20 protein-coding genes are annotated in these 20156 nt (G+C 72.3%); 16 read left to right on the plus strand and 4 right to left on the minus strand.

The window, feature by feature from the left end:
• Window positions 1-4: 4 nt before the first annotated feature.
• Window positions 5-1462, plus strand: coding sequence for a GTPase ObgE (gene obgE / locus AB0H12_RS33480; RefSeq protein ID WP_499628407.1), 1458 nt, complete (start codon window positions 5-7; stop codon window positions 1460-1462).
• The gene (proB, locus tag AB0H12_RS33485) at window positions 1459-2589 is read left to right on the plus strand and encodes a glutamate 5-kinase (RefSeq protein ID WP_499628408.1); all 1131 of its coding nucleotides are present in this window, start codon (window positions 1459-1461) and stop codon (window positions 2587-2589) included. The genes obgE and proB overlap by 4 nt, the downstream gene beginning before the upstream one ends.
• Here proB and AB0H12_RS33490 read toward each other — a convergent pair.
• Window positions 2586-2972: a hypothetical protein gene (locus AB0H12_RS33490; protein ID WP_499628409.1), complete on the minus strand. Its 387-nt coding sequence runs from the start codon at window positions 2970-2972 to the stop codon at window positions 2586-2588. The genes proB and AB0H12_RS33490 overlap by 4 nt on opposite strands.
• An 88-nt stretch (window positions 2973-3060) precedes the next feature.
• Here AB0H12_RS33490 and AB0H12_RS33495 point away from each other — a divergent pair, with 88 nt between their 5' ends.
• Window positions 3061-3507 carry a MarR family winged helix-turn-helix transcriptional regulator gene (locus AB0H12_RS33495; protein WP_499628410.1) on the plus strand — a complete coding sequence of 149 codons (447 nt, stop codon included), beginning with the start codon at window positions 3061-3063 and terminating at the stop codon, window positions 3505-3507.
• 7 nt (window positions 3508-3514) lie between these two features.
• On the opposite strand, the gene AB0H12_RS33500 is transcribed toward AB0H12_RS33495, so the two are convergent.
• From AB0H12_RS33500 to AB0H12_RS33510, 3 genes are all read right to left on the minus strand, one after another.
• On the minus strand, window positions 3515-4786 hold the full coding sequence (locus tag AB0H12_RS33500; RefSeq protein WP_499628411.1) for an MFS transporter: 1272 nt from the start codon (window positions 4784-4786) through the stop codon (window positions 3515-3517).
• 61 nt (window positions 4787-4847) lie between these two features.
• Entirely contained in the window at window positions 4848-5384 is a 537-nt protein-coding gene (locus tag AB0H12_RS33505) for a GNAT family N-acetyltransferase (protein WP_499628412.1), read from the minus strand.
• A gap of 30 nt (window positions 5385-5414) precedes the next feature.
• The gene (locus AB0H12_RS33510; RefSeq protein WP_499628413.1) at window positions 5415-7493 is read right to left on the minus strand and encodes a RecQ family ATP-dependent DNA helicase; all 2079 of its coding nucleotides are present in this window, start codon (window positions 7491-7493) and stop codon (window positions 5415-5417) included.
• A gap of 196 nt (window positions 7494-7689) precedes the next feature.
• Between AB0H12_RS33510 and AB0H12_RS33515 the strand changes: the two genes are divergently transcribed.
• From AB0H12_RS33515 to AB0H12_RS33575, 13 genes are all read left to right on the plus strand, one after another.
• Entirely contained in the window at window positions 7690-8955 is a 1266-nt protein-coding gene (locus tag AB0H12_RS33515) for a glutamate-5-semialdehyde dehydrogenase (protein ID WP_499628414.1), read from the plus strand.
• Window positions 8952-9512: a TetR/AcrR family transcriptional regulator gene (locus AB0H12_RS33520; RefSeq protein WP_499628415.1), complete on the plus strand. Its 561-nt coding sequence runs from the start codon at window positions 8952-8954 to the stop codon at window positions 9510-9512. Before AB0H12_RS33515 ends, AB0H12_RS33520 begins: the two co-directional genes overlap by 4 nt.
• Window positions 9513-9571: 59 nt before the next feature.
• Window positions 9572-10756 (plus strand): cytochrome P450, encoded by a 1185-nt coding sequence (locus AB0H12_RS33525; RefSeq protein ID WP_499628416.1) that lies wholly within the window; start codon window positions 9572-9574, stop codon window positions 10754-10756.
• Window positions 10753-10983: a ferredoxin gene (locus AB0H12_RS33530; protein ID WP_499628417.1), complete on the plus strand. Its 231-nt coding sequence runs from the start codon at window positions 10753-10755 to the stop codon at window positions 10981-10983. Before AB0H12_RS33525 ends, AB0H12_RS33530 begins: the two co-directional genes overlap by 4 nt.
• Window positions 10984-11102: 119 nt before the next feature.
• Entirely contained in the window at window positions 11103-12287 is a 1185-nt protein-coding gene (locus AB0H12_RS33535; RefSeq protein ID WP_499628418.1) for a cytochrome P450, read from the plus strand.
• Window positions 12288-12291: 4 nt separating this feature from the next.
• Entirely contained in the window at window positions 12292-12513 is a 222-nt protein-coding gene (locus tag AB0H12_RS33540) for a ferredoxin (protein ID WP_499628419.1), read from the plus strand.
• Between the two features lie 193 nt (window positions 12514-12706).
• The gene (gene nadD / locus AB0H12_RS33545; protein WP_499628420.1) at window positions 12707-13300 is read left to right on the plus strand and encodes a nicotinate-nucleotide adenylyltransferase; all 594 of its coding nucleotides are present in this window, start codon (window positions 12707-12709) and stop codon (window positions 13298-13300) included.
• 69 nt (window positions 13301-13369) lie between these two features.
• On the plus strand, window positions 13370-13756 hold the full coding sequence (gene rsfS / locus AB0H12_RS33550; protein ID WP_499628421.1) for a ribosome silencing factor: 387 nt from the start codon (window positions 13370-13372) through the stop codon (window positions 13754-13756).
• Complete coding sequence (locus AB0H12_RS33555; protein WP_499628422.1) at window positions 13753-14367, plus strand: histidine phosphatase family protein; 615 nt, start codon at window positions 13753-13755, stop codon at window positions 14365-14367. Before rsfS ends, AB0H12_RS33555 begins: the two co-directional genes overlap by 4 nt.
• Entirely contained in the window at window positions 14364-15095 is a 732-nt protein-coding gene (octT, locus tag AB0H12_RS33560) for a diglucosylglycerate octanoyltransferase (protein WP_499628423.1), read from the plus strand. The genes AB0H12_RS33555 and octT overlap by 4 nt, the downstream gene beginning before the upstream one ends.
• 11 nt (window positions 15096-15106) lie before the next feature.
• A complete protein-coding gene (locus AB0H12_RS33565) occupies window positions 15107-15949 on the plus strand; it encodes a DegV family protein (protein ID WP_499628424.1) in 843 nt (280 codons plus the stop codon).
• Between the two features lie 87 nt (window positions 15950-16036).
• Entirely contained in the window at window positions 16037-16762 is a 726-nt protein-coding gene (locus AB0H12_RS33570) for a ComEA family DNA-binding protein (RefSeq protein ID WP_499628425.1), read from the plus strand.
• A 911-nt stretch (window positions 16763-17673) separates the two neighbouring features.
• Window positions 17674-20154 (plus strand): DNA internalization-related competence protein ComEC/Rec2, encoded by a 2481-nt coding sequence (locus tag AB0H12_RS33575; RefSeq protein ID WP_499628426.1) that lies wholly within the window; start codon window positions 17674-17676, stop codon window positions 20152-20154.
• Window positions 20155-20156 lie beyond the last annotated feature (2 nt).

Here is a 20156-nt window from a genome sequence, read left to right on the forward strand (position 1 = left end):
CCCCGTGTCCCGCTTCGTCGACCGGGTCGTCATCCACGTCGCCGCAGGTGACGGGGGCAACGGGGTGGCGTCCGTGCACCGCGAGAAGTTCAAGCCGCTCGGTGGCCCCGACGGTGGCAACGGCGGCAAGGGCGGCGACGTCGTGCTGGTCGTGGACTCGCAGGTCCACACGCTCCTCGACTTCCACTTCCGCCCCAACGCCTCCGCCGGCAGCGGCAAGGGCGGCCAGGGCGGCAACCGCGACGGCGCGCACGGCGCGGACCTCGAACTGCGCGTGCCCGACGGCACGGTCGTCATGACGCCCGACGGCGAGGTGGTCGCCGACCTCGTCGGCGAAGGCACCCGCCTGATCGCGGCCCAGGGCGGCCGGGGCGGCCTCGGCAACGCCTCGCTGGCGTCCAAGGCCCGCAAGGCCCCGGGATTCGCCCTGCTGGGCGAGCCGGGGGAGCAGCACGACCTCGTGCTCGAGCTGAAGTCCGTCGCGGACGTCGGCCTGCTCGGCTTTCCGTCGGCGGGCAAGTCCTCGCTGATCTCGGTGCTGTCCGCGGCCAAGCCGAAGATCGCCGACTACCCGTTCACCACGCTGGTGCCGAACCTGGGCGTGATCACCGGTGGCGAGACCATCTTCACGATGGCGGACGTCCCCGGCCTGATCCCGGGCGCGTCCGAGGGCAAGGGACTCGGCCTGGACTTCCTGCGGCACATCGAGCGCTGCGCGGTGCTGGTGCACGTCGTGGACTGCGCGACGTACGAGGCGGACCGCGACCCGCTGTCGGACATCGACGCGCTGGAGGAGGAGCTGGCGAAGTACACCCCCTCCCTGGCCGACGACCTGGCCGAACGGCCGCGTGTCGTGGTGCTGAACAAGATCGACGTCCCCGAGGCCCGTGAGCTGGCCGAGCTCGTGCGCCCGGACATCGAGGCACGCGGCCTGCCGGTGTTCGAGGTGTCCACGGCCAGCCGCGAGGGCCTGCGCGAGCTGACGTTCGCGTTGGCGCGCGTGGTCGAGGAGTACCGGTCGGCGAAGCCGAAGCAGGAGTCGACCCGGATCGTGCTGCGGCCGAGGGCCGTGGACGACCAGGGCTTCACCGTGGTGGAGGACCCGCTGACCGAGGGCGGCTTCATCGTGCGCGGCGAGCGGCCCGAGCGGTGGATCCGGCAGACCGACTTCAACAACGACGAGGCCGTCGGCTACCTGGCCGACCGGCTCGCGCGCCTCGGCGTCGAGGACGCGCTGGTCAAGATGGGCGCCGAGCCGGGCTGCCAGGTCACCATCGGCGACCTGGTGTTCGACTGGGAGCCGACGACGCCGTCGGGCATCGCCATGACCATGAGCGGTCGCGGCACGGACGCGCGGCTGGAGGTCAGCAACCGCGTCGGCGCGTCCGACCGGTTGGCGGCGAAGAAGGCCCGGCGCATCCCCGGTGAGTACGACGAGTTCGAAGAGGACGCCGACGAGTGATCGGATCGGTGGCGGCGTCGCAGGCCCGGCAGGCGGTGTCCGCGGCGTCCCGGGTCGTGGTGAAGGTCGGGTCCTCGTCGTTGACCACCGCCGCGGGCGGGCTCGACCGGGCGAGGTTGGACGGCCTGGTGGACGCGGTCGCGGCGCGGTGCGCGGCGGGCAGCCAGGTGGTGCTGGTGTCGTCGGGCGCGATCGCGGCCGGCCTCGCGCCGTTGGGCGTGACGCGGCGGCCCCGTGACCTGGCCACGCAGCAGGCGGCGGCGAGCGTCGGCCAGTTGGCGTTGGCGCACGCGTACGCGAACTCGTTCGGGCGGTTCTCGTTGACCGTCGGGCAGGTGCTGCTGACCGCGGACGACGTCGTGCGGCGGTCGCACTACCGCAACGCGCAGCGCACGTTCTCCCGGCTGCTGGCCTTGGGCGCGGTGCCGGTCGTGAACGAGAACGACACGGTGGCCACCGAAGAGATCCGGTTCGGCGACAACGACCGGTTGGCCGCTCTGGTGGCGCACCTGGTCGGCGCGGACGCGTTGTTCCTGCTCTCCGACGTCGACGCGCTCTACGACGGCGATCCCCGGCAGCCGGGCGCGCGACGCGTCACCGAAGTGGCCGGCGCGTCCGATGTGGACGGTGTGCGGGCGGGTTCGGTCGGCGCGTCGGGGCTGGGCACCGGCGGCATGGCGTCGAAGCTGGCCGCGGCCAGGCTGGCGGCGTCGGCGGGCATCCCCGTGCTGCTGGCGGGTGCGGCGGACGCCTACCGGGCGTTGAGCACGGCGGACGTCGGCACGGCGTTCGCGGTGACCGGTCCGAGGCTGTCCGCCCGCCGCTTCTGGCTCGGGCACGCGGCCGACGCGACCGGCAGGCTGGTGCTGGACGACGGCGCGGTGTCCGCGGTCGTCGGCCGGAGGCGTTCGCTGCTGGCGGCGGGCATCACCGGCGTGGAGGGCGCGTTCGAGGCCGGTGACGTGGTCGAGCTGGTCGACCTGTCCGGGCACGTGGTGGCACGCGGGGTGGTCGGTTTCGACGCCGCCGAGCTGCCCGCCCTGATCGGCCGCAAGTCCGGCGACCTGCCGGCCGAGCAGCGCCGAGAGGTCGTGCACGCCGACGACCTGGTGCCGTTGCGGGCTTAGTCGCGGTCGCCCAGCCACCGGCCGGCCGCCGTCCAGATCACGGGCGGGTCGACGTCGTCGGTGTGCCAGGTGGTGGCGCGGGTGACGCCGAGATCCCGGTACTTGCGCATGATCGCGACGTGGACGGGCAGGCCGGCGAAGCCGCGCATGCCCGCGTGGTCGCGCCACACCGACACCGAGCCGAGGCGCTTGCGCAGCGGTTCGGCCCACAGCCACAAGCCCACCGCGCCCCTCAAGCGCGGCCACTCGCGGCTGAGCGTGAAGCCCGCCCGGTAGGCGCCCGGCGTGCGGCGGAGGTCGGCGAGCGTGAACTCGGTGACGCTGACGAGCGCCGGTCCCGCGAAGTCCGCCTCCGGGCCGGTGATCCACTTGCTCCTGAGCACGTCGACTCCACGGTGTTCCGCCCGACAATTCGTCCCGACCCAAGATAGTTGGAAAATGAGACGATTTGTGGTGACTACCATCACCGGCATGGTCGAGGAGGAACGGCAGGACCTCACCGCGCTGCTGCACCGGCTGACCAAGGCGCTCGTCGCCGCGGAACTGCCGCTGCTGGAGCGGCACGGGCTGGGCATGTGGGCTTACGTGGTGCTCACCGAGCTGTCCCGGGGCGCCGCGCCGACCCAGTTGGCGTTGGCGAGGGCGGTCGACGTGGACAAGACGAAGATGGTTTCGATCATCGACGGCATGGAGGCCGAGGGGCTGGTGTCCCGGCGGCCCGATCCGGACGACCGGCGGGCGCGGATCATCGAGCCGACCGAGGAGGGGCGCAAGCGGTTGCGCGGCGCCCGTGCCGCGATCCGGCGCATGGAGGACGACTTCCTGGCCGAGCTGCCCGCGGCCCGGCGCGCCACCCTGCTGGCGGCCCTGCGCGACCTGTCCGGCGAGCCGTTGACCCGGTTGACCGTGACGTCCTGAGGCGGCGTTACCGCAGGGTCTCGCCCTTCGTCTCGGGCATCGTGAGGATCACGACGAACGCGATGGCGGCCCCGGCCGCGACGTAGACGAAGAACGTGCTGCCCGGCAGCCACTGGATCACCAGCGGCGCGGTGCCACCGAACAGCGCCACGGTCAGGTTGTACCAGGAGCCGATGCTGAGGGCGCGCAGCTCGGTCGGGAACAACTCGCTCATCACGGCGGGCGCGATCGACGTCATGGCCGTGTAGAGGCCGAGCCCGACGCAGAACACCAGGAGCAGGTTGCCGACACCCGGCCCGATCAGCGTGGACAGCGGCACGACCAGCACCGCCGTCGCGGCCGACCAGACCAGCAACTGAGGCTTGCGGCCGACCCGGTCCGACAGCGCGCCCATCGGGTACTGCAGCGCGATGAACAGGGCCGTCGCGATCGACAGGGCGAGGAACACGTCCCCGTCGTCCGCGCCCCGCTTGGTCACCGCGAACGGCGTCAGCGCGCTGAAGAACGTGTAGTAGCACAGCGTCGACAGCATGGTGAAGCCGACGAGCCGTCCGACCGCCTTGGGGTGCTCGCGCAGGGTCGTCAGCAGCGGGCGCTTGAGCTGCCGGGCCTTGGCCTTGTTGTGCTCGAACTGCTCGGTCTCTTCGAGGCTGCGCCGCATCCACAGGCCCACCAGCCCCAGCACGCCGCCGATCAGGAACGGGATGCGCCAGCCGTACGACGCCAACTGGGCCTCGTCGAGCGTGCGGGCCAACCCGTACCCGAGCAGTGACGCGATCAGCACCGCGGCGCCGGTGGAGATGTAGAAGAACGCCGAGTACCGCCCCCTCCGGTGCGGCGGCGCGATCTCCGCCAGGTACGCCGAGGCGTTGGAGACCTCGCCGCCCAGCGACAGTCCCTGCGCGATGCGGGCCAGCAGCAGGAGGACCGGCGCCAGCCACCCCACCTGCGCGTACGTCGGCAGCAGGCCGATGGCGACCGAACCACCGGCCATCAGGACGATGGTCAGCAGCATCGCCGTCCGCCGCCCGCGCAGGTCGGCGAACCGTCCGAGCAGGTACCCGCCCAGCGGTCGGAAGAAGAACGCGATCGCGTACGCCGCGAGCGTGTTGATCAGCGCGAGCCGCGGGTTGTCCTTGGGGAAGACCTGCGTGGCGAAGTAGATCGAGAACGTCGCGTAGATGGTCCAGTCGTACCACTCGATGGCGTTCCCGATACTCGCCGCGACGAGCTTGCGGACGGGCAGGCGGTGCTGGGGCTCGGTCTCCAGGGCAGCCATGGGTTGGACACAACCACAAAGCCGCTGAAGTCGGTAGATCCTTCACCGATCCACGTCGTGCTCACCCCCGCGAGCCGGTCGCGGTGCGCCACTCGGTGGCCAGCAGGCCGAACAGCAGGTCGTCCGTCCACTCTCCCTTCGCCCACGTGCTCAACACCCGGTGCCCCTCCTGCCGGAACCCGAGCCTGGCCAGCAACCGCGCCGACCTCACGTTGCGGGCGTCGCACTCGGCGGCCACCCGGTGCAGCCCCCGCACCTCGAACAAGTACGCCACCACCCGTCGCACGGCCTCCGACGCGTACCCGTGCCCTTGGTGCGCGGTAGCCAGCGTGTAGCCGATGTCGGCCTGCATCCGGTTCTCGTGCAGACCCACCCCGACGTCGCCGACGAGCACCCCGTTCGCCTCGACCGCGAACTGGTACCAGCCGGGGGCGGTCGGGTCGGCCGCGGCGACCTCCCGCACGAACTCCTCGGCCTGCGCCAAGGAGAACGGTGTCTCCCAACCCTGGTACCTGGCCACGTCCGGATCCGACCGGTACGCGGCGAACGCGAGCGCGTCGGCCTCCGTGAAAGGCCGCAGCACCAACCGTTCCGTCATCAACCTCACCTCGTCGCCCTCACCTCCTGATCACGCCGTCACCGCCAACGCGAACGGCAGCACCGCCGACGCCCCCGCCCGCCGCAGCAGCCGGGCAGCGACCGTCATGGTCCACCCCGTGTCGACCTGGTCGTCCACCAACAGCACCGGACCGTCCACACCGGACAGATCCGGCACGTCGGTCTCGCGCACCAGCCCCGCCAGCCGCTGCGCGCTGTTGGCCCGGCGCGTCGCCTCGCCCAGCCACACCTGCCCGAGCAGCGGCAGCCGCCCGACCGCCGAGATCCGCTGCCCGAAGCTGCCCACGAGCGCGGGCCTGGTCCGCGACCCGACCGTCACCACGCCCACCGGCCGTTCCGCCCAACTCCACGCGGACAACACCTTCACGCACGCGGCGAACACGTCGTCGGGGATCTCCTGGTCGTCCCCGGCGAGCAACGACCGCAACCGGTTGCCCCAGCCGATGTCCGTCAACCGCCCCAACGCCCGCCCCGTCGCCGCGATCTCGCCCGGCGGGATCTTCCCGGACAACGACACCCCGGCCGCCGCCATCCCGGTCGGCCACATCTTGCGCGGCTCCACCTCGACGCCGGGTCGCAGCAGCCGTTCCCGCGCCGACGCCGCCGCCGCGTCCGACACCTCCGCCGACGGCCGCTGCCCCGTGCAGTTGTCGCACCGACCGCACGGCGCCGCGTGCGGGTCGTCCAACTGCCGCAACAGGAACTCCATGCGGCAGCCGTCGGTGGCCAGGTAGTCCAGCACCGCCTGCCGCTCCACCTGCCGCGCCGCCTCGATCCGCTCGTACCGCTCGGCGTCGTAGGACCACGGCTGTCCCGTCGACACCCACCCGCCGCGCACCCGCCGCACGGCGCCGTCCACGTCGAGCACCTTCAACACCACTTCCAACCGCGTCCGCGACAGCTCGACCATCGGTTCCAGCGCCGCCGTCGACATCGCCCGGTCCGCCGGCAGCACGTCGAGCACCTGCCGCACCACGTGCTCCGGCGGGAACGCCAGCGACGCGAAGTACGCCCAGATGTCCTTGTCCTCCGGACCGGGCAGCAACAACACCTCGGCCCGCTCCACCCCACGTCCCGCGCGGCCGATCTGCTGGTAGTAGGCGATGGGGGAGGGCGGCGCGCCCAGGTGCACCACGAACCCCAGGTCTGGCTTGTCGAACCCCATGCCCAGCGCGGACGTCGCCACCAGCGCCTTGACCCGGTTCGCCAACAGGTCCTCCTCGGCCCGCTGGCGCTCGGCCGGGTCGGTGCGGCCCGAGTACGACGTCACTTCGTAGCCGCGTTCGCGCAGGAACGCCGCCACGTCGTCCGCCGCCGCCACCGTGAGCGTGTAGATGATCCCCGAGCCGGGCAGCTGCTCCAGCCGCTCGGCCAGCCACCCCAGCCTGGCCTCGGCGGTCGGCAGCCGGACCGCGGACAGCCGCAGGCTCTCCCGGTCCAGCGGCCCGCGCAGCACCAGCGCGTCCGTGCCCGCGCCCAGCCCCAGCTGGTCGGCCACGTCCCGCACCACCCGGTCGTTGGCCGTGGCCGTGGTGGCGAGCACCGGCACGCCCGCCGGCAGCTCGGTCAGCAACGTCCGCAGCCGCCGGTAGTCCGGCCGGAAGTCGTGACCCCAGTCGGAGATGCAGTGCGCCTCGTCCACCACCAGCAGCCCCGCCGCCGCGGTCAGCGACGGCAGCACGGTGTCCCGGAAGTCCGGGTTGTTCAGCCGCTCCGGCGACACCAGCAGCACGTCCACGTCACCGGACGCCACCCGGTCCTGCACGTCCTGCCACTCGTCGGTGTTCGCCGAGTTGATCGTCGCCGCGTGCACGCCCGCCCGCGCCGCCGCGCCGACCTGGTTGCGCATCAGCGCCAGCAACGGCGACACGATCACCGTCGGCCCCTCGCCCAAGGACCGCAGCAACGCCGTGGCGATGAAGTACACGGCGGACTTGCCCCACCCCGTGCGCTGCACCACCAGCGCCCGCCGCCGCTCGGACACCAGCGCGTGGATGGCCGTCCACTGGTCCTCGCGCAGCACGGCCTGGGGGCCCGCCAAAGCCCTCAGCCGTTCCTCTGCCAGTTCCCGCAACGCGCTGTCGTCCATCGTTTGTTGTCCTCGCTCGCTCGGACGATTCGGTCGCCAGGGACGCGACCTCATGGGCCACACAGTGGCAGACGCCCCCGACAGGACGGACACCTGTGCGACGGTCCCGGCCGCAGCTTCACCCGATCGTGGACGGCCGTCCGATCCTCGGGAACCTCGAAGACATCCACGACCGGGTGACCGTAGGCTGGACGGCGTGACTGATGACCTGCGCGAACAGGTGCACGCCGCGGCCCGGCGCGCCCGTGTCGCCGCCAACGAGCTCGTCCTCGCCACCCGTGAGAGCAAGGACGCCGCGCTGCACGAGATGGCCACCGCGCTGCGCACCCGCGCCACCGAGGTGCTGGAGGCCAACGCCAAGGACCTCGAAGCGGGCAAGGCCGCGGGGCTGAACCAGGGCCTGCTCGACCGCCTCGCGCTCACCGAGGCCCGCATCGACGGCGTGGCCCAGGGCCTGGAGACGGTGGCCGGCCTCCCGGACCCGATCGGCGAGGTGCTGCGCGGCTCGATCCTGCCGAACGGCCTCGAGCTCAAGCAGGTCCGCGTCCCGATGGGCGTGGTCGGCATGGTCTACGAAGCCCGCCCGAACGTCACCGTGGACGCGGCCGGCCTGGCGCTGAAGTCCGGCAACGCGGCCCTGCTGCGCGGCTCGTCCACCGCCGAGCACTCGAACACCGCGCTGGTCGCGATCCTGCGCGACGCCCTGGAGACCGCCGGCCTGCCCGCCGACGCCGTGCAGCTGCTGCCGTGCCACGACCGCGCGTCGGTCACCCACCTGATCACCGCGCGCGGCCTGGTCGACCTGGTCATCCCGCGCGGTGGCGCGGGCCTGATCAACGCCGTCGTGCAGCAGGCCACCGTGCCGGCCATCGAGACCGGCGTCGGCAACGTCCACGTGTACGTGGACGCGAGCGCCGACCTCGACATGGCGCAGCGCATCGTCCTCAACTCCAAGACCCGCCGCACGAGCGTGTGCAACGCGGCCGAGTCCCTGCTGGTGCACGCCGCGATCGCGGACGAGTTCGTGCCCCGCATCACCGACGCCCTCAAGGCCGAGAACGTCACCATCCACGGCGACGAGCGGTTCGCCGCCGACCCCCGGGTCCAGGCCGCCACCGACGAGGACTGGGACACCGAGTACCTGTCGCTGGACATCGCCGCCCGCGTGGTCGGCTCGATCGACGAGGCCATCGAGCACATCGCCGCGCACGGCTCCGGCCACACCGAGGCCATCGTGACCAGTGACCTCGCCGCGGCCCGCCGGTTCACCACCAGGGTCGACGCGGCGGCGGTCATGGTCAACGCGTCCACCGCGTTCACCGACGGCGGCGAGTTCGGCATGGGCGCGGAGATCGGCATCTCCACCCAGAAGCTGCACGCCCGCGGCCCGATGGGGTTGGCCGAGCTGACCTCCTCCAAGTGGGTGGTCTGGGGCGAGGGGCACGTCCGGCCGAGGTCGTGAGCAGGCCCCGGGACGCCGCCGCGACCAAGGCGGCGTTGCTGGACGCCGCCACGAAGCTGTTCGGCGAGCGGGGGTTCGACCGCACCACGGTGCGTGACATCGCGAGCCTCGCGGGCGTGAACCAGGCCCTGCTGTTCCGCTATTACGGCAGCAAGGACGCCCTGTTCGCGACCGTGCTGGCCACGCAGAGCCGTGCGCTGCTGGAGGACTCGCCCATCGAGCACCTGTTGCGCAACGTGCTGCTGCGGATGATGGAGGAGAAGCCGAGGCGCGAGGACCACCCGTTGTACGCGGTGCTGCGGTCCTCGCACCACGACTCGGCGGCGGAGGTCGTGCGGCGGCAGTTGGGGGAGGAGTACGCGCGCGCTCTGTCGTCCCTTACGGACGCGGAGGACGCGGAGCTGCGCGCGGACCTCGTCCTGGCGTGGGTCGTGGGCATCGGCGTGCTGCGCAGCGTGTTCGGCAAACAGCCCCTCGCGGACGCGGACGCCACCACCGTCGCGGCCCTCGTGACGCGAGCAGCGTCCGTCCTGCTGGAACACACCGAACCCGGTTGACGGTCCGTGACGACCTCCCTACTGTCGGATGTAAGCGAGTGCTTACATGGGGGTAGACGATGGAGACCAGGTCCTATCCGTTCGCCGAGCTCGACCACCTCGAGATCAATCCCACCTACTTCGACCTGCAACGGGACGAGCCGGTGGCCAGGGTGCGGCTGCCCTACGGCGGCGAGGGCTGGCTGGCGACCCGCTACGAGGACGTCAAGACCGTGCTGGCGGACCCGCGGTTCAGCCGCGCGGCGGTGATGGAGCCGGGCGCCGACGTCCCGCGCACCCTGCCGACGATGCCGACCGAGACGAACATCCTGAGCATGGACCCGCCGGACCACACGCGGCTGCGCAAGCTGGTCGCGAAGGCGTTCACCGCGCGGCGCACCGAGCAGCTGCGCGAGCGCGCCCAGGAGATCGTGGACGGCCTGCTGGACGAGATGGAGGCGCAGGGGCCGCCCGCGAACCTGGTCGAGTCGCTGGCCATGCCGCTGCCCATCACGATCATCTGCGAGATGCTCGGCGTGCCGTTCGAGGACCGCGGCCAGTTCCGCGCCTGGTCGGAGGGCGCGGTGGCGATCACCGCGTTCACCCACGAGGAAATCATGGCGGCCAACCAGGCGCTGCGGGCCTACATCGCCGGGCTGATCGAGCGCAAGCGCGCCGAGCCCGCCGACGACATGCTCTCCGTGCTGATCGCCGCGCGCGACAACGAGGACCGGCTCAGCGAGGAGGAGCTGATCTCGTTCGGGGTGACGCTGCTGGTGGCGGGGCACGAGACCACCGCCAACCAGATCGGCAACTTCGTCTTCCTGCTGCTGCGCAGGCCGGAGCGGCTCGGCGAGCTGAGGGCCGACCCGTCGCTGGTGCCCGCCGCGATCGAGGAGCTGCTTCGCTTCACCGCGCTCGGCGGCTCCGCGGGCTTCCCCCGGATCGCGACCGCGGAGGTCGAGCTGTCCGGCGTGACGATCAAGCCGGGCGAGGCGGTGTTCGTCAACAACGTCACGGCGAACCGCGACCCGTCGGTGTTCTCCAACCCGCACGAGCTGGACTTCCACCGCGAGCACAACCCGCACATCATGTTCGGCCACGGCGCGCACCACTGCATCGGCGCGCCCCTGGCTCGGATGGAGCTGCAGGTCGCGATCGGCACCCTGCTCAAGCGGTTCCCGCTGCTCCGGTTGGACGGTGACGTGACGTTCAAGAAGGGCCGGCTCATCCGCGGCCCGCAGGCCCTGCCGGTGAGCTGGTGACACCGGTGGGCCAGTGGACGATCGAAGTCGACCGGGCCACGTGCATGGGTACGGGCATGTGCACGTCGATCGCGCCGGACCACTTCCGGTTGGACGGCGGCACGGCCACGCCGGTGAAGTCGGAGGTCGAGCCGGACGACGCGGTCGTGGACGCCGCGGAGTCGTGCCCGATGGAGGCCATCCTGGTGCGTTCGGCGGACGGCGCGGTGCTCGCGCCCCAGCCCTAGCGGACGGTGCTCCGCAGCGCCGCCGGTGAAAGCCGTAGCGGCGTTGCGGAGCACGTCCCGCGTGCCGGGCGGGGTACCTACTGTCGGGTGCAAGTGATCACTGGCAGTGGGGGTTTGCGATGGCGGCCCGGCCCTACCCGTTCCCCGAACCCGACGACCTCGTCGTCAACGAGACCTACCTGGAGCTCCAGCGGGACGAGCCGGTGGCCCGCGTGCGCCTGCCGTACGGCCGTGAAGCCTGGCTGGTCACCCGCTACGCCGATGCCAAGGTCGTGCTGGCCGACCCGAGGTTCAGCCGCGCGCCGGTGATGGACGCCGACTACGACCCGCCGCGGACCATGCCCGAGGTGCCGGGCATCACCACCATCCTGAGCATGGACCCTCCGGAGCACACGAGGCTGCGCCGGATCCTGGCCAAGGCGTTCACCGCCCGTCGCACCGGGCAGCTGCGTGAGCGCGCCCAGGAGATCGTGGACGGGCTGCTGGACGACATGGAGGCGCAGGGGCCGCCCGCCGATCTCGTCGACGCACTGGCCATGCCGGTGGCCATCACCCTCATCAGCGAGATGCTGGGCGTGCCTGCGCTGGACCGGGCGAAGTTCCGCGAGTGGTCGGACGCGGCGGTGGCGATCACCGCGTTCACCGTGCCCGAGATCGAGGCCGCGGCGGCGTCGCTGCGCGCGTACATCCGCGACCTGGTCGAGGACAAGCGCGAGAACCCGGCCGACGACATGCTCACCGTCCTGGTGCACGCGCACGACAACGACGACCGGCTCACCGAGGAGGAGCTGGTCTCGTTCGGCGTCACGCTGCTCATCGCGGGCCACGAGACGACCGGCAGCGAGATCGGCAACTTCGCCTACCAGCTGCTCACCCACCCGGAGCGGCTGGCGGAGCTGCGCGCCGACCCGTCGCTGGTGCCGGCCGCCGTGGAGGAGCTGCTGCGGATCACGAAGCTGTCCGGCGCGCCCGGCTTCCCCCGGATCGCCACCGCCGACGTCGAGCTGTCGGGCGTGACCGTCCGCGCCGGCGAGGCGGTGTTCGTGGACGGGCTCGTGGCCAACCGCGACCCCGCGGTGTTCCCCAACCCCCATGAGCTGGACTTCCACCGCGAGCACAACCCGCACTTCGCGTTCGGTCACGGCGTGCACCACTGCATCGGCGCGCCCTTGGCAAGGATGGAGTTGCAGGTCTCCATCTCGACCTTGCTCAATAGGTTCCCGCACCTGGAGTTGGCCGACGAGGTGGTGTTCAAGAAGGGCAGACTGGTGCGGGGCCCCGAACGACTACTGGTGAGGTGGTAGACCGATGAGCGAGTGGACGATCGAAGTCGACCGGGCCACGTGCATGGGTACGGGCATGTGCACGTCGATCGCGCCGGACCACTTCCGGTTGGACGGCGGCACGGCCACGCCGGTGAAGTCGGAGGTCGAGCCGGACGACGCGGTCGTGGACGCCGCGGAGTCGTGCCCGATGGAGGCCATCCTGGTGCGTTCTGCGGACGGCGCGGTGCTCGCGCCCCAGGTCTAGGAAAAAGTTCCGCCAATCGCGTCATAGCCGCCTGACGTGCGCGTTCCTCTGCCGTGCGGCTCGATTCGGGGTGGGCCGCGCGATCCGCGGTTGCGGCCTACTCCCCAGGGCCGCGACCGGGAGACGAGTGCGCGGGCGGCCTTTCGGGGAGCGACCGGCCGCCCGCGCACCACCCGAACTAGGCTCACCTCCCATGTCGAACCGGCGGATCGGGGTCATGGGTGGCACCTTCGACCCGGTGCACCACGGCCACCTGGTCGCGGCCAGCGAGGTCCAGGCCCGCTTCGACCTCGACGAAGTCGTCTTCGTGCCGACGGGTCAGCCCTGGCAGAAGAGCGAGCGCGAGGTCAGCGCCCCCGAGGACCGGTACCTGATGACGGTCATCGCCACCGCGTCCAACCCGCGGTTCTCGGTCAGCCGGGTGGACATCGACCGGCCCGGCCCGACGTACACCGTCGACACCCTCACCGACCTCAAGGCCGGGCACCCGGACTCGGACCTGTTCTTCATCACCGGCGCGGACGCGTTGGAGCAGATCCTGTCGTGGCGGCGTGCGGACGACGTGTTCGACCTGGCCCACTTCATCGGCGTCACCCGACCGGGCTATGAGCTGGTCGACACGCACCTGCCGCCGGGCGCGGTGTCGCTGGTGGAGGTGCCCGCGATGGCCATCTCGTCGACCGCCGTTCGGGACCGGACGGCCGCCGGACTGCCCGTCTGGTACCTCGTGCCGGATGGTGTCGTTCAGTACATAAGCAAGCGTCGGCTTTACTCGATGCCGGACTGAGCCGAGACGCCGGTACCCTCATTGACTCGTGCGGGCGTAACGGCGTCCGCCGGTGTGATGAGGAGTGACGTGGCAGCCACCGACGAGGCACGACGGTTGGCGCTGGTCGCCGCTAGCGCGGCAGCCGACAAGAAGGCGCACGACGTGATCGTGCTCGACGTGTCCGACCAACTGGTGATCACGGACTGCTTCGTGATCGCCTCCGCCGCGAACGAGCGGCAGGTCGGCGCGATCGTGGACGAGGTCGAGGAGAAGTTGCGCGAGACCGGCCGCAAGGCGGTCCGCCGTGAAGGCGCGCGCGAAGGTCGTTGGGTCCTGCTGGACTTCGTGGACGTGGTCGTGCACGTCCAGCACGCCGAGGAGCGCACCTTCTACGGCCTGGAGCGGCTGTGGAAGGACTGCCCGCGCATCGAGTTCGACGCCGGGCCGCCGACCGACGAGGCCGCCGAGGCATGACCCTGAACCGGCTCGTGCTGTGGCGGCACGGTGAGACCGACTACAACGCGACCGGCCGCATGCAGGGCCACCTGGACTCGTCGCTGACCGAGACCGGGTGGAACCAGGCGCGGTTCGCGGTGCCGGTGCTCGCCGGGTTCGAGCCCGAGCTGGTGGTCGCCTCCGACCTGCGCCGCGCCAGGGACACCGCCACGGTGTTCACCGACGCGACCGGCGTCGACCTGCGCGTCGACGAACGGCTGCGCGAGACGCACCTGGGCAAGTGGCAGGGGCTGACCTCGACCGAGATCGAGGTGGAGTGGCCGGGCGCGCTGGACCTGTGGCGTGCCGACGGCACCCTGGCGCCGCCGGACGGCGAGACGCGCGTCGAGGTCGCCGAGCGCGCGCTCGCCGTGGTGGCCGACGTGGACGCGGAGTTCTCCGGCACGGTCATGCTGTGCGCGCACGGCGGCCTGATCAGCGCGTTGACCGGGAGGTTGCTGGAGCTGCCGGTCGACCGCTGGGCGCTGCTGGGTGGCATCGGCAACTGCCACTGGACCGTGTTCACCCGCCGGCCGCACGGCGACGGCAGGTGGCGGCTGTCGTCGTACAACGCCGGAATCACCCGGTGAGACTGCTCGTCCTCGGCGATTCGCTCTCGTTCCACGGTCCGCAGGGGCCGTTGCCCGCCGATCACCCCCGGCTGTGGCCGAACGTCGCGGCATCGGCGCTGGGCGGGCACGCGGAGCTGTCGGCGGGGTTCGGGTGGACGGCGCGTGACGCGTGGTGGTCGTTGACCGGTGATCCGCGGGTGTGGTCGTTGCTGCCGCGCACGGACGTGGTGGTGCTGGCAGTGGGGCACATGGACACGCTGCCGTCGCCGTTGCCAACCTACCTGCGGCAGGGGTTGCGCTACTTGCGGCCCGACGGGCTGCGGCGGCGGGCGCGGGCCGGGTACCGGACGTTGCAGCCGGTGCTGTCGCGGGCTTTCTGCGGGTACCCGGTGGCGCTGCCGCCTCGCTTGACCGTGCGGTACCTGAACGACTCGGTGTGCGCGGTGCGTGCTCTGGAGCCCGGTATCAGGGTGGTCGGGATGACGCCCTCGGTGCACTGTTCGGCTGCCTACGCCGGTGTGCACAGCGGGCGTGCGGCGGCGGAGCGCGCGCTGCGCGAGTGGGCTGTCGGGGCGGGCGTGCCGCTGCTGGACGTGCCGCCGTTGGTGGGCGAGCACCTTCGGTCACGGCTCGGCAACCCGGACGGCATGCACTGGGGTTGGGAAGGGCACGAGCTGGTCGGGCGGGCCATGGCGGAACTGATCAGGTCCGTGGCGGTCGGCCACTCGGGTGCGGCGGAGCCGTAGTCTCGGCACTCGTGTCCACCACGATCGTCACCGACTCCACGGCGTACCTGCCCGAGGGGTTCGCCGAGCGGCACGGCGTCCGGGTCGTGCCGCTGCACGTGGCCGTGGACGGTCGCAGCAGGTTGGACGGCGTGGACTTCGGGCCGGCCGAGCTGGCCGCCGCGTTGGGGGAGCACCGCCGGGTGACCACGTCCCGGCCGACGCCGGGCGAGCTGGCCGAGGTGTACCGGTCCGTGCTGGCGGAGGGCGCGGAGGCGATCGTGTCCGTGCACCTGTCCCGTGACCTCTCGGGCACGTGGGAGGCCGCGCGCTTGGCCGCGGAGGAGGTCGACCCGGGCCGGATCAGGGTGGTCGACTCGCGGGCCACGGGCATGGGGCTGGGGTTCGCCGCGCTGGCCGCGTGTGCCGCGGGTGGTGACGCGGAGTGCGCGGAGGAAGCCGCGGTGGCCGCCGCTGCCCGGGTCAGGATGTTCTTCTGCGTGGAGACGCTCGACCACCTGCGGCGAGGAGGGCGGATCGGCGCGGCGGCCGCGTTGGTCGGCACCGCGCTGGCGGTGAAGCCGTTGTTGCACGTGGACGACGGTCGGATCGTGCCGTTGGAGAAGGTGCGGACAATGGGGCGTGCGATCGGCCGGCTGGTCGACCTGGCCGCGTCGGCGGCGGGTTCCGGGCCGGTCGGCCTGGCTGTCCACCACCTGGCCGCGCCGGAACGCGCGGCGGAACTGGCGACGTTGCTGGACGAACGCGTGCCCGGCTCGACCGGATGCCTGATCTCCGAGGTCGGAGCCGTGATCGGCGCGCACACGGGCCCCGGTGTGCTGGGCGTGGTGGTGCTGCCCGGAGGGGTGTCCTAGCTCCTCCTTATCCATCATTCAGCCAGTTGTCCACAGATCGAAAACCAGCACCCCACCCCCTGGTCCATCCGGCCTAACGTCGAGCCCATGTTCGACAGGAACCCGGAAACCACGACCGCCCGCCTGAAGGCCCTCATCTCCCAGGAGCGGGGCAGACACCGCGCGTCGGACGCCGAGACCTTGGTCTTCGTCTCGTCCGACGGCCGCGCCGGCCCGCCCACCCCTCTGCGCCGCCTCTTGCGACGCTGGCTGCCCGAGCCGGCCGTCCCGCACCGCCGCAGGATCCTGCTCGCGGGCGTGATGGCCGGCGTGGCGCTGGTCGTCGCCCTGGCCCTGTGGTGGGAGCGCCCGGTGCCGGAGAGCCCACCGGACCTCCCGGTGGCGGAGGCCGCCGTCGTCACCCGCGCCGAGGAACAACTGGTCGTCAACGTGGTGGGCCTGGTGCCCGCTCCCGGCCTGGTGACCGTCCCGAACGGCGCCAGGGTGGCCGACGCGCTGCAAGCGGCGGGCGGCGCCAACCCGGGCGCCGACCTGACCCCGCTGAACCTCGCCCGCAAGGTCACCGACGGCGAGCAGATAGCCGTGGGCATCGCCATCCCGCAACCGGCCGACACGACCACCGAGCCGCTGAACCTGAACACCGCGACCAAGGACCAACTGGACACCCTGCCGGGCGTGGGCCCGGTGACAGCGCAGCGAATCGTCGACCGGAGGCAGAAACGCGGCCCGTTCACGTCCATGGACCAACTGGGTGAGATCGAGGGCATCGGCGACGCGAAGCTGGCCAAACTCCGCGACCTCGTCCGCCTCTGACCGCTCGGCACCGCCCCGCCGTCACTCCGCCGCCATCCCGACACCACTCGGAGGTCACCATGCGTCCCACCCGGTCCTGCCCCCATGCCCACCACCCATCACCCCGTCCACCGCGCCGCAACCACTCCGGCCACCACCGGCAACTCCTGAACCGCGTCCGTCGCGCCCTCCGCACCACCGGTTCCCGCCTGACCACCCTGTCGAGGTTCCGGTGGGTGGCCTCGTGACCCGCGAACCCAGCCCTCGCCGCACCGCAGACAACCCGCCAACGACATGCTCCTGCCGGGACGGGCCGCACCTACTACGACTCTCGGCGGCCGGCCCTCAGCCGAACGCGGTCCCATGAACCCGTGCGCATCGGCTGCCGGCGGCCATCGCAGGCCACAGCCCTCAGGCTGCCGCTGACCTCCCCGTGCGGCTCGGCCGCCGTGGTCCCCGGTGGTGTGGTTCTGGGCCAGAGGCGGACCTGGCCCCTCCGCCGCCGGCCTCGCCGGCCGGACCCACGGTTCGAGGGGCACGGGCGTCGCCGCACGCACGTGGTCCGGACGGTGTGGGCAGTGTTCGTCGGACCGCCGCCGCTCCCGAACGCTCTCGGGCTCATGGGCTGCCGCGTGCAGTCGGCTTCGCGGGGGAGGCGGTGTGGCGACCACCTCCGCCGGGCCGCTCTGGAGGCGGGCGGCACTCGCGGTGGGCCTGCCGCGGCCACCCCGGTGGCTCAGCCGTGAGTATCCGGGTGTGAGCGGAGGTCCTGTGCGCACCTGGTCCTAGCGGCACAAGCGGTCCGGGCTACGGCGCTCATCGGGCTGCACTTGGCGAAGTGGGCGTAGTAGGCGGCGTGGGCGATCGGCCTCACCGCCGTCGTTCTCCTCCGTTCTCCGTGGTTCTTCGTGCTCTTCATCCGGGGTGAGGTCGTGAGTCCTCGTGCGTATCTGGTCCCCGCCGCGTTGACGGTGTGGGCGACGGCCTTGGCCGGGCTGCTGTGGGCGTGGTGGGCCGCGCTCGTGATCGGTCTGGTCGCTGCCGTGGTCGGCGGCTTGGCCTTGCGCCGGTGGCGACCGGCAGCGGTGGCGGTGGCCGTCGCGGGTCCGGTGGCGGCGTGCTGGATCGGTGCCCAGGTGCACGGGGCGGCCCACCACCCGTTGCGCGTCGCGGCGGAGCGGGGCACGCCTACCACTGTCCACTTCGAACTGGACAACCGGCCGCACGGCTTGCGCACCAGTGGTTTCGGCTCGCGGGCGAGCGGGGTCGACCTGGTGCTGGTGCGCGGATCGCTCGACGGAGGCGGTCGGATCGCCGTGCTGGCGCCGGCGGCGCGGTGGCGGGACCTCCTGCCCGGCCAACGGGTCACCGCGCGTGGCGCTCTCGCCCCTCCTCGCGAAGGCGAGCTGACGGTCGCGGTGCTGCGGGTTCGCGGGCCTCCGCAGGACGTGACCGAAGCGCCGGTGTGGCAGCGGGTCGCCGAAGACCTGCGTGCCGGACTGCGGAACGCGAGCACCGCGCTCGACCCCGAACCCGCCGGGTTGCTGCCCGCGCTCGTCGTCGGCGACACCTCCGGCCTCCCACCCAGGGTGGTGGAGGAGTTCCGCACGGCGGGTCTCGCCCACGTCCTCGCGGTCAGCGGTGCGAACTTGGCGATCCTCTGCGGCGCGGTCCTGTTGCTGCTGAGGCTGATGCGGGTCGGTCCGCGTGGTTGCGCGGTGGGCGCGATGGCGGCGCTGGTCGGCTTCGTGGTGCTGGCAGGGCCGGAGCCGAGCGTGTTGCGGGCCGCCGTGATGGGTGCGGTGGCGTTGCTCGCGCTGGTCCTGGGTCGGGAGCGGTCGGCGTTGCCGGCGCTCGCAGCCGCGGTGGTGGTCCTGGTGTTCTACGACCCGGAGTTGGCCACTGAGCCGGGGTTCGGTCTGTCGGTGGTGGCGACGGCGGCGCTGGTGCTGCTCGCGCCGAGGTGGGCCGCCGCGATGAAGGAGCGCGGCGTCCCGGTGGGCTTCGCCGAGGCGTTGGCGGTGCCGGTGGCGGCGAACCTGGCCACCGCGCCGCTGGTCGCCGGGCTGTCCGGCCAGGTGAGCCTGGTCGCGGTGGTCGCGAACCTCCTGGCCGCGCCGGTCGTGGCCCCGGCCACCGTGCTCGGTGTGCTGGCCGCCGTGCTGGCGCAGGTGCACGAGCCGACGGCCCGGCTGGTGGTCGAGGTGGCAGGTCCGGCGGTGGGCTGGCTGATCATGGTCGGCAGGCACGCGGCGGCCGTGCCCGGCGCGGCGGTCGGGTGGCCCAGCGGCTGGATCGGCGGGCTGCTGCTGGCCGGGGTGCTGGTTCTCGGCTACGCGATCACCAGGCTGCGCCGGGTGCGGACGGTGGTCGTGGCGGCCGTCGTCGGCGCGGTGGTGGTGGTCGTGCCGCTGAACGTCGTCTCGCCGGGGTGGCCGGTGCCCGGCTGGTCGGTCGTGGCCTGTGACGTGGGCCAGGGCGACGCGGTGGTCCTCGCCACCGCCGAGCGCGACCGGGCGGTGCTGGTCGACACGGGGCCGGACCCGGTGCCGGTGCTGTCGTGCCTGCGGCGGCTCGGGGTGCGGCGCATACCGCTGGTGGTGCTCAGCCACCTGCACGCCGACCACGTCGGCGGGTTGGCGGCGGTGCTGGCTGAGCTGGGTGTGGGCGCGGTGGCGGTGGGGCCGTCGCGAGAGCCGGAGTGGGCGTGGGAGGAGGTGGGGGAACGGGCGCGGACGGCCGGGGTCCGCGTGGTGGAGTTGGGCGCCGGGCAGCGGCTGAGCTGGCCGGGTCTGGAGCTCGACGTGCTCGGCCCGCGCGCGGACCCCGCGAGCGGGACGGACACGAACACGGCGGTCAACGACGCGTCGCTGGTGCTGCGGGCCTCCACCGCGGCCGGGCGGGTGTTGCTGACCGGAGACATCGAACTGGCCGGGCAGGCGGACCTGCTCGGCGGGCACGTGGACCTGCGGGCCGACGTGCTCAAGGTGCCGCACCACGGCTCGCGGTACTCGTCACCGGCGTTCCTCGCGGCGGTCCGGCCGCGGATCGCGTTGGTGAGCGTGGGCGCGGACAACCGGTACGGCCACCCCAGCGGGGTGCTGGTCGACGCGTTGACGAGCCGAGGCGCGCTGGTGCTTCGCACGGACCGGGACGGCGACACCGCCGTCCTGGCCGGCCCGGACGGGCCGCGGGTCGCCCGCAGGAGCGGCGGCCAACCCGACAACGGACAAGGGGAGAACGATGAGGAACGACGTCTGGATCCGATTGCACTCCGGCTGGTCGCCGCAGGGCGACAACCGGGCCGTGGCGTGGGCGCTGTGGCAGCCCGGCTACACCGCGCAACCCTGGCCGACCGACGAGCTCCGGCCGGCGTTCACGTACTACGTGTGCGAGGAACTGCCCAGTGGTGAGC

Origin of the sequence: Actinosynnema sp. NPDC023794 (genome assembly GCF_040639675.1) — a bacterium.
Lineage (GTDB): Bacteria > Actinomycetota > Actinomycetes > Mycobacteriales > Pseudonocardiaceae > Actinosynnema > Actinosynnema luteola.

Excerpts from the sequence above, each read along its gene's own strand:
- AB0H12_RS33495 (WP_499628410.1), top strand. The coding sequence starts at position 3,061 with ATGGTCGAGGAGGAACGGCAGGACCTCACCGCGCTGCTGCACCGGCTG.
- AB0H12_RS33500 (WP_499628411.1), bottom strand. The coding sequence starts at position 4,786 with ATGGCTGCCCTGGAGACCGAGCCCCAGCACCGCCTGCCCGTCCGCAAG.
- AB0H12_RS33505 (WP_499628412.1), bottom strand. The coding sequence starts at position 5,384 with ATGACGGAACGGTTGGTGCTGCGGCCTTTCACGGAGGCCGACGCGCTC.
- AB0H12_RS33510 (WP_499628413.1), bottom strand. The coding sequence starts at position 7,493 with ATGGACGACAGCGCGTTGCGGGAACTGGCAGAGGAACGGCTGAGGGCT.
- AB0H12_RS33525 (WP_499628416.1), top strand. The coding sequence starts at position 9,572 with ATGGAGACCAGGTCCTATCCGTTCGCCGAGCTCGACCACCTCGAGATC.
- AB0H12_RS33535 (WP_499628418.1), top strand. The coding sequence starts at position 11,103 with ATGGCGGCCCGGCCCTACCCGTTCCCCGAACCCGACGACCTCGTCGTC.
- AB0H12_RS33540 (WP_499628419.1), top strand. The coding sequence starts at position 12,292 with ATGAGCGAGTGGACGATCGAAGTCGACCGGGCCACGTGCATGGGTACG.
- nadD (WP_499628420.1), top strand. The coding sequence starts at position 12,707 with ATGTCGAACCGGCGGATCGGGGTCATGGGTGGCACCTTCGACCCGGTG.
- AB0H12_RS33555 (WP_499628422.1), top strand. The coding sequence starts at position 13,753 with ATGACCCTGAACCGGCTCGTGCTGTGGCGGCACGGTGAGACCGACTAC.
- AB0H12_RS33570 (WP_499628425.1), top strand. The coding sequence starts at position 16,037 with ATGTTCGACAGGAACCCGGAAACCACGACCGCCCGCCTGAAGGCCCTC.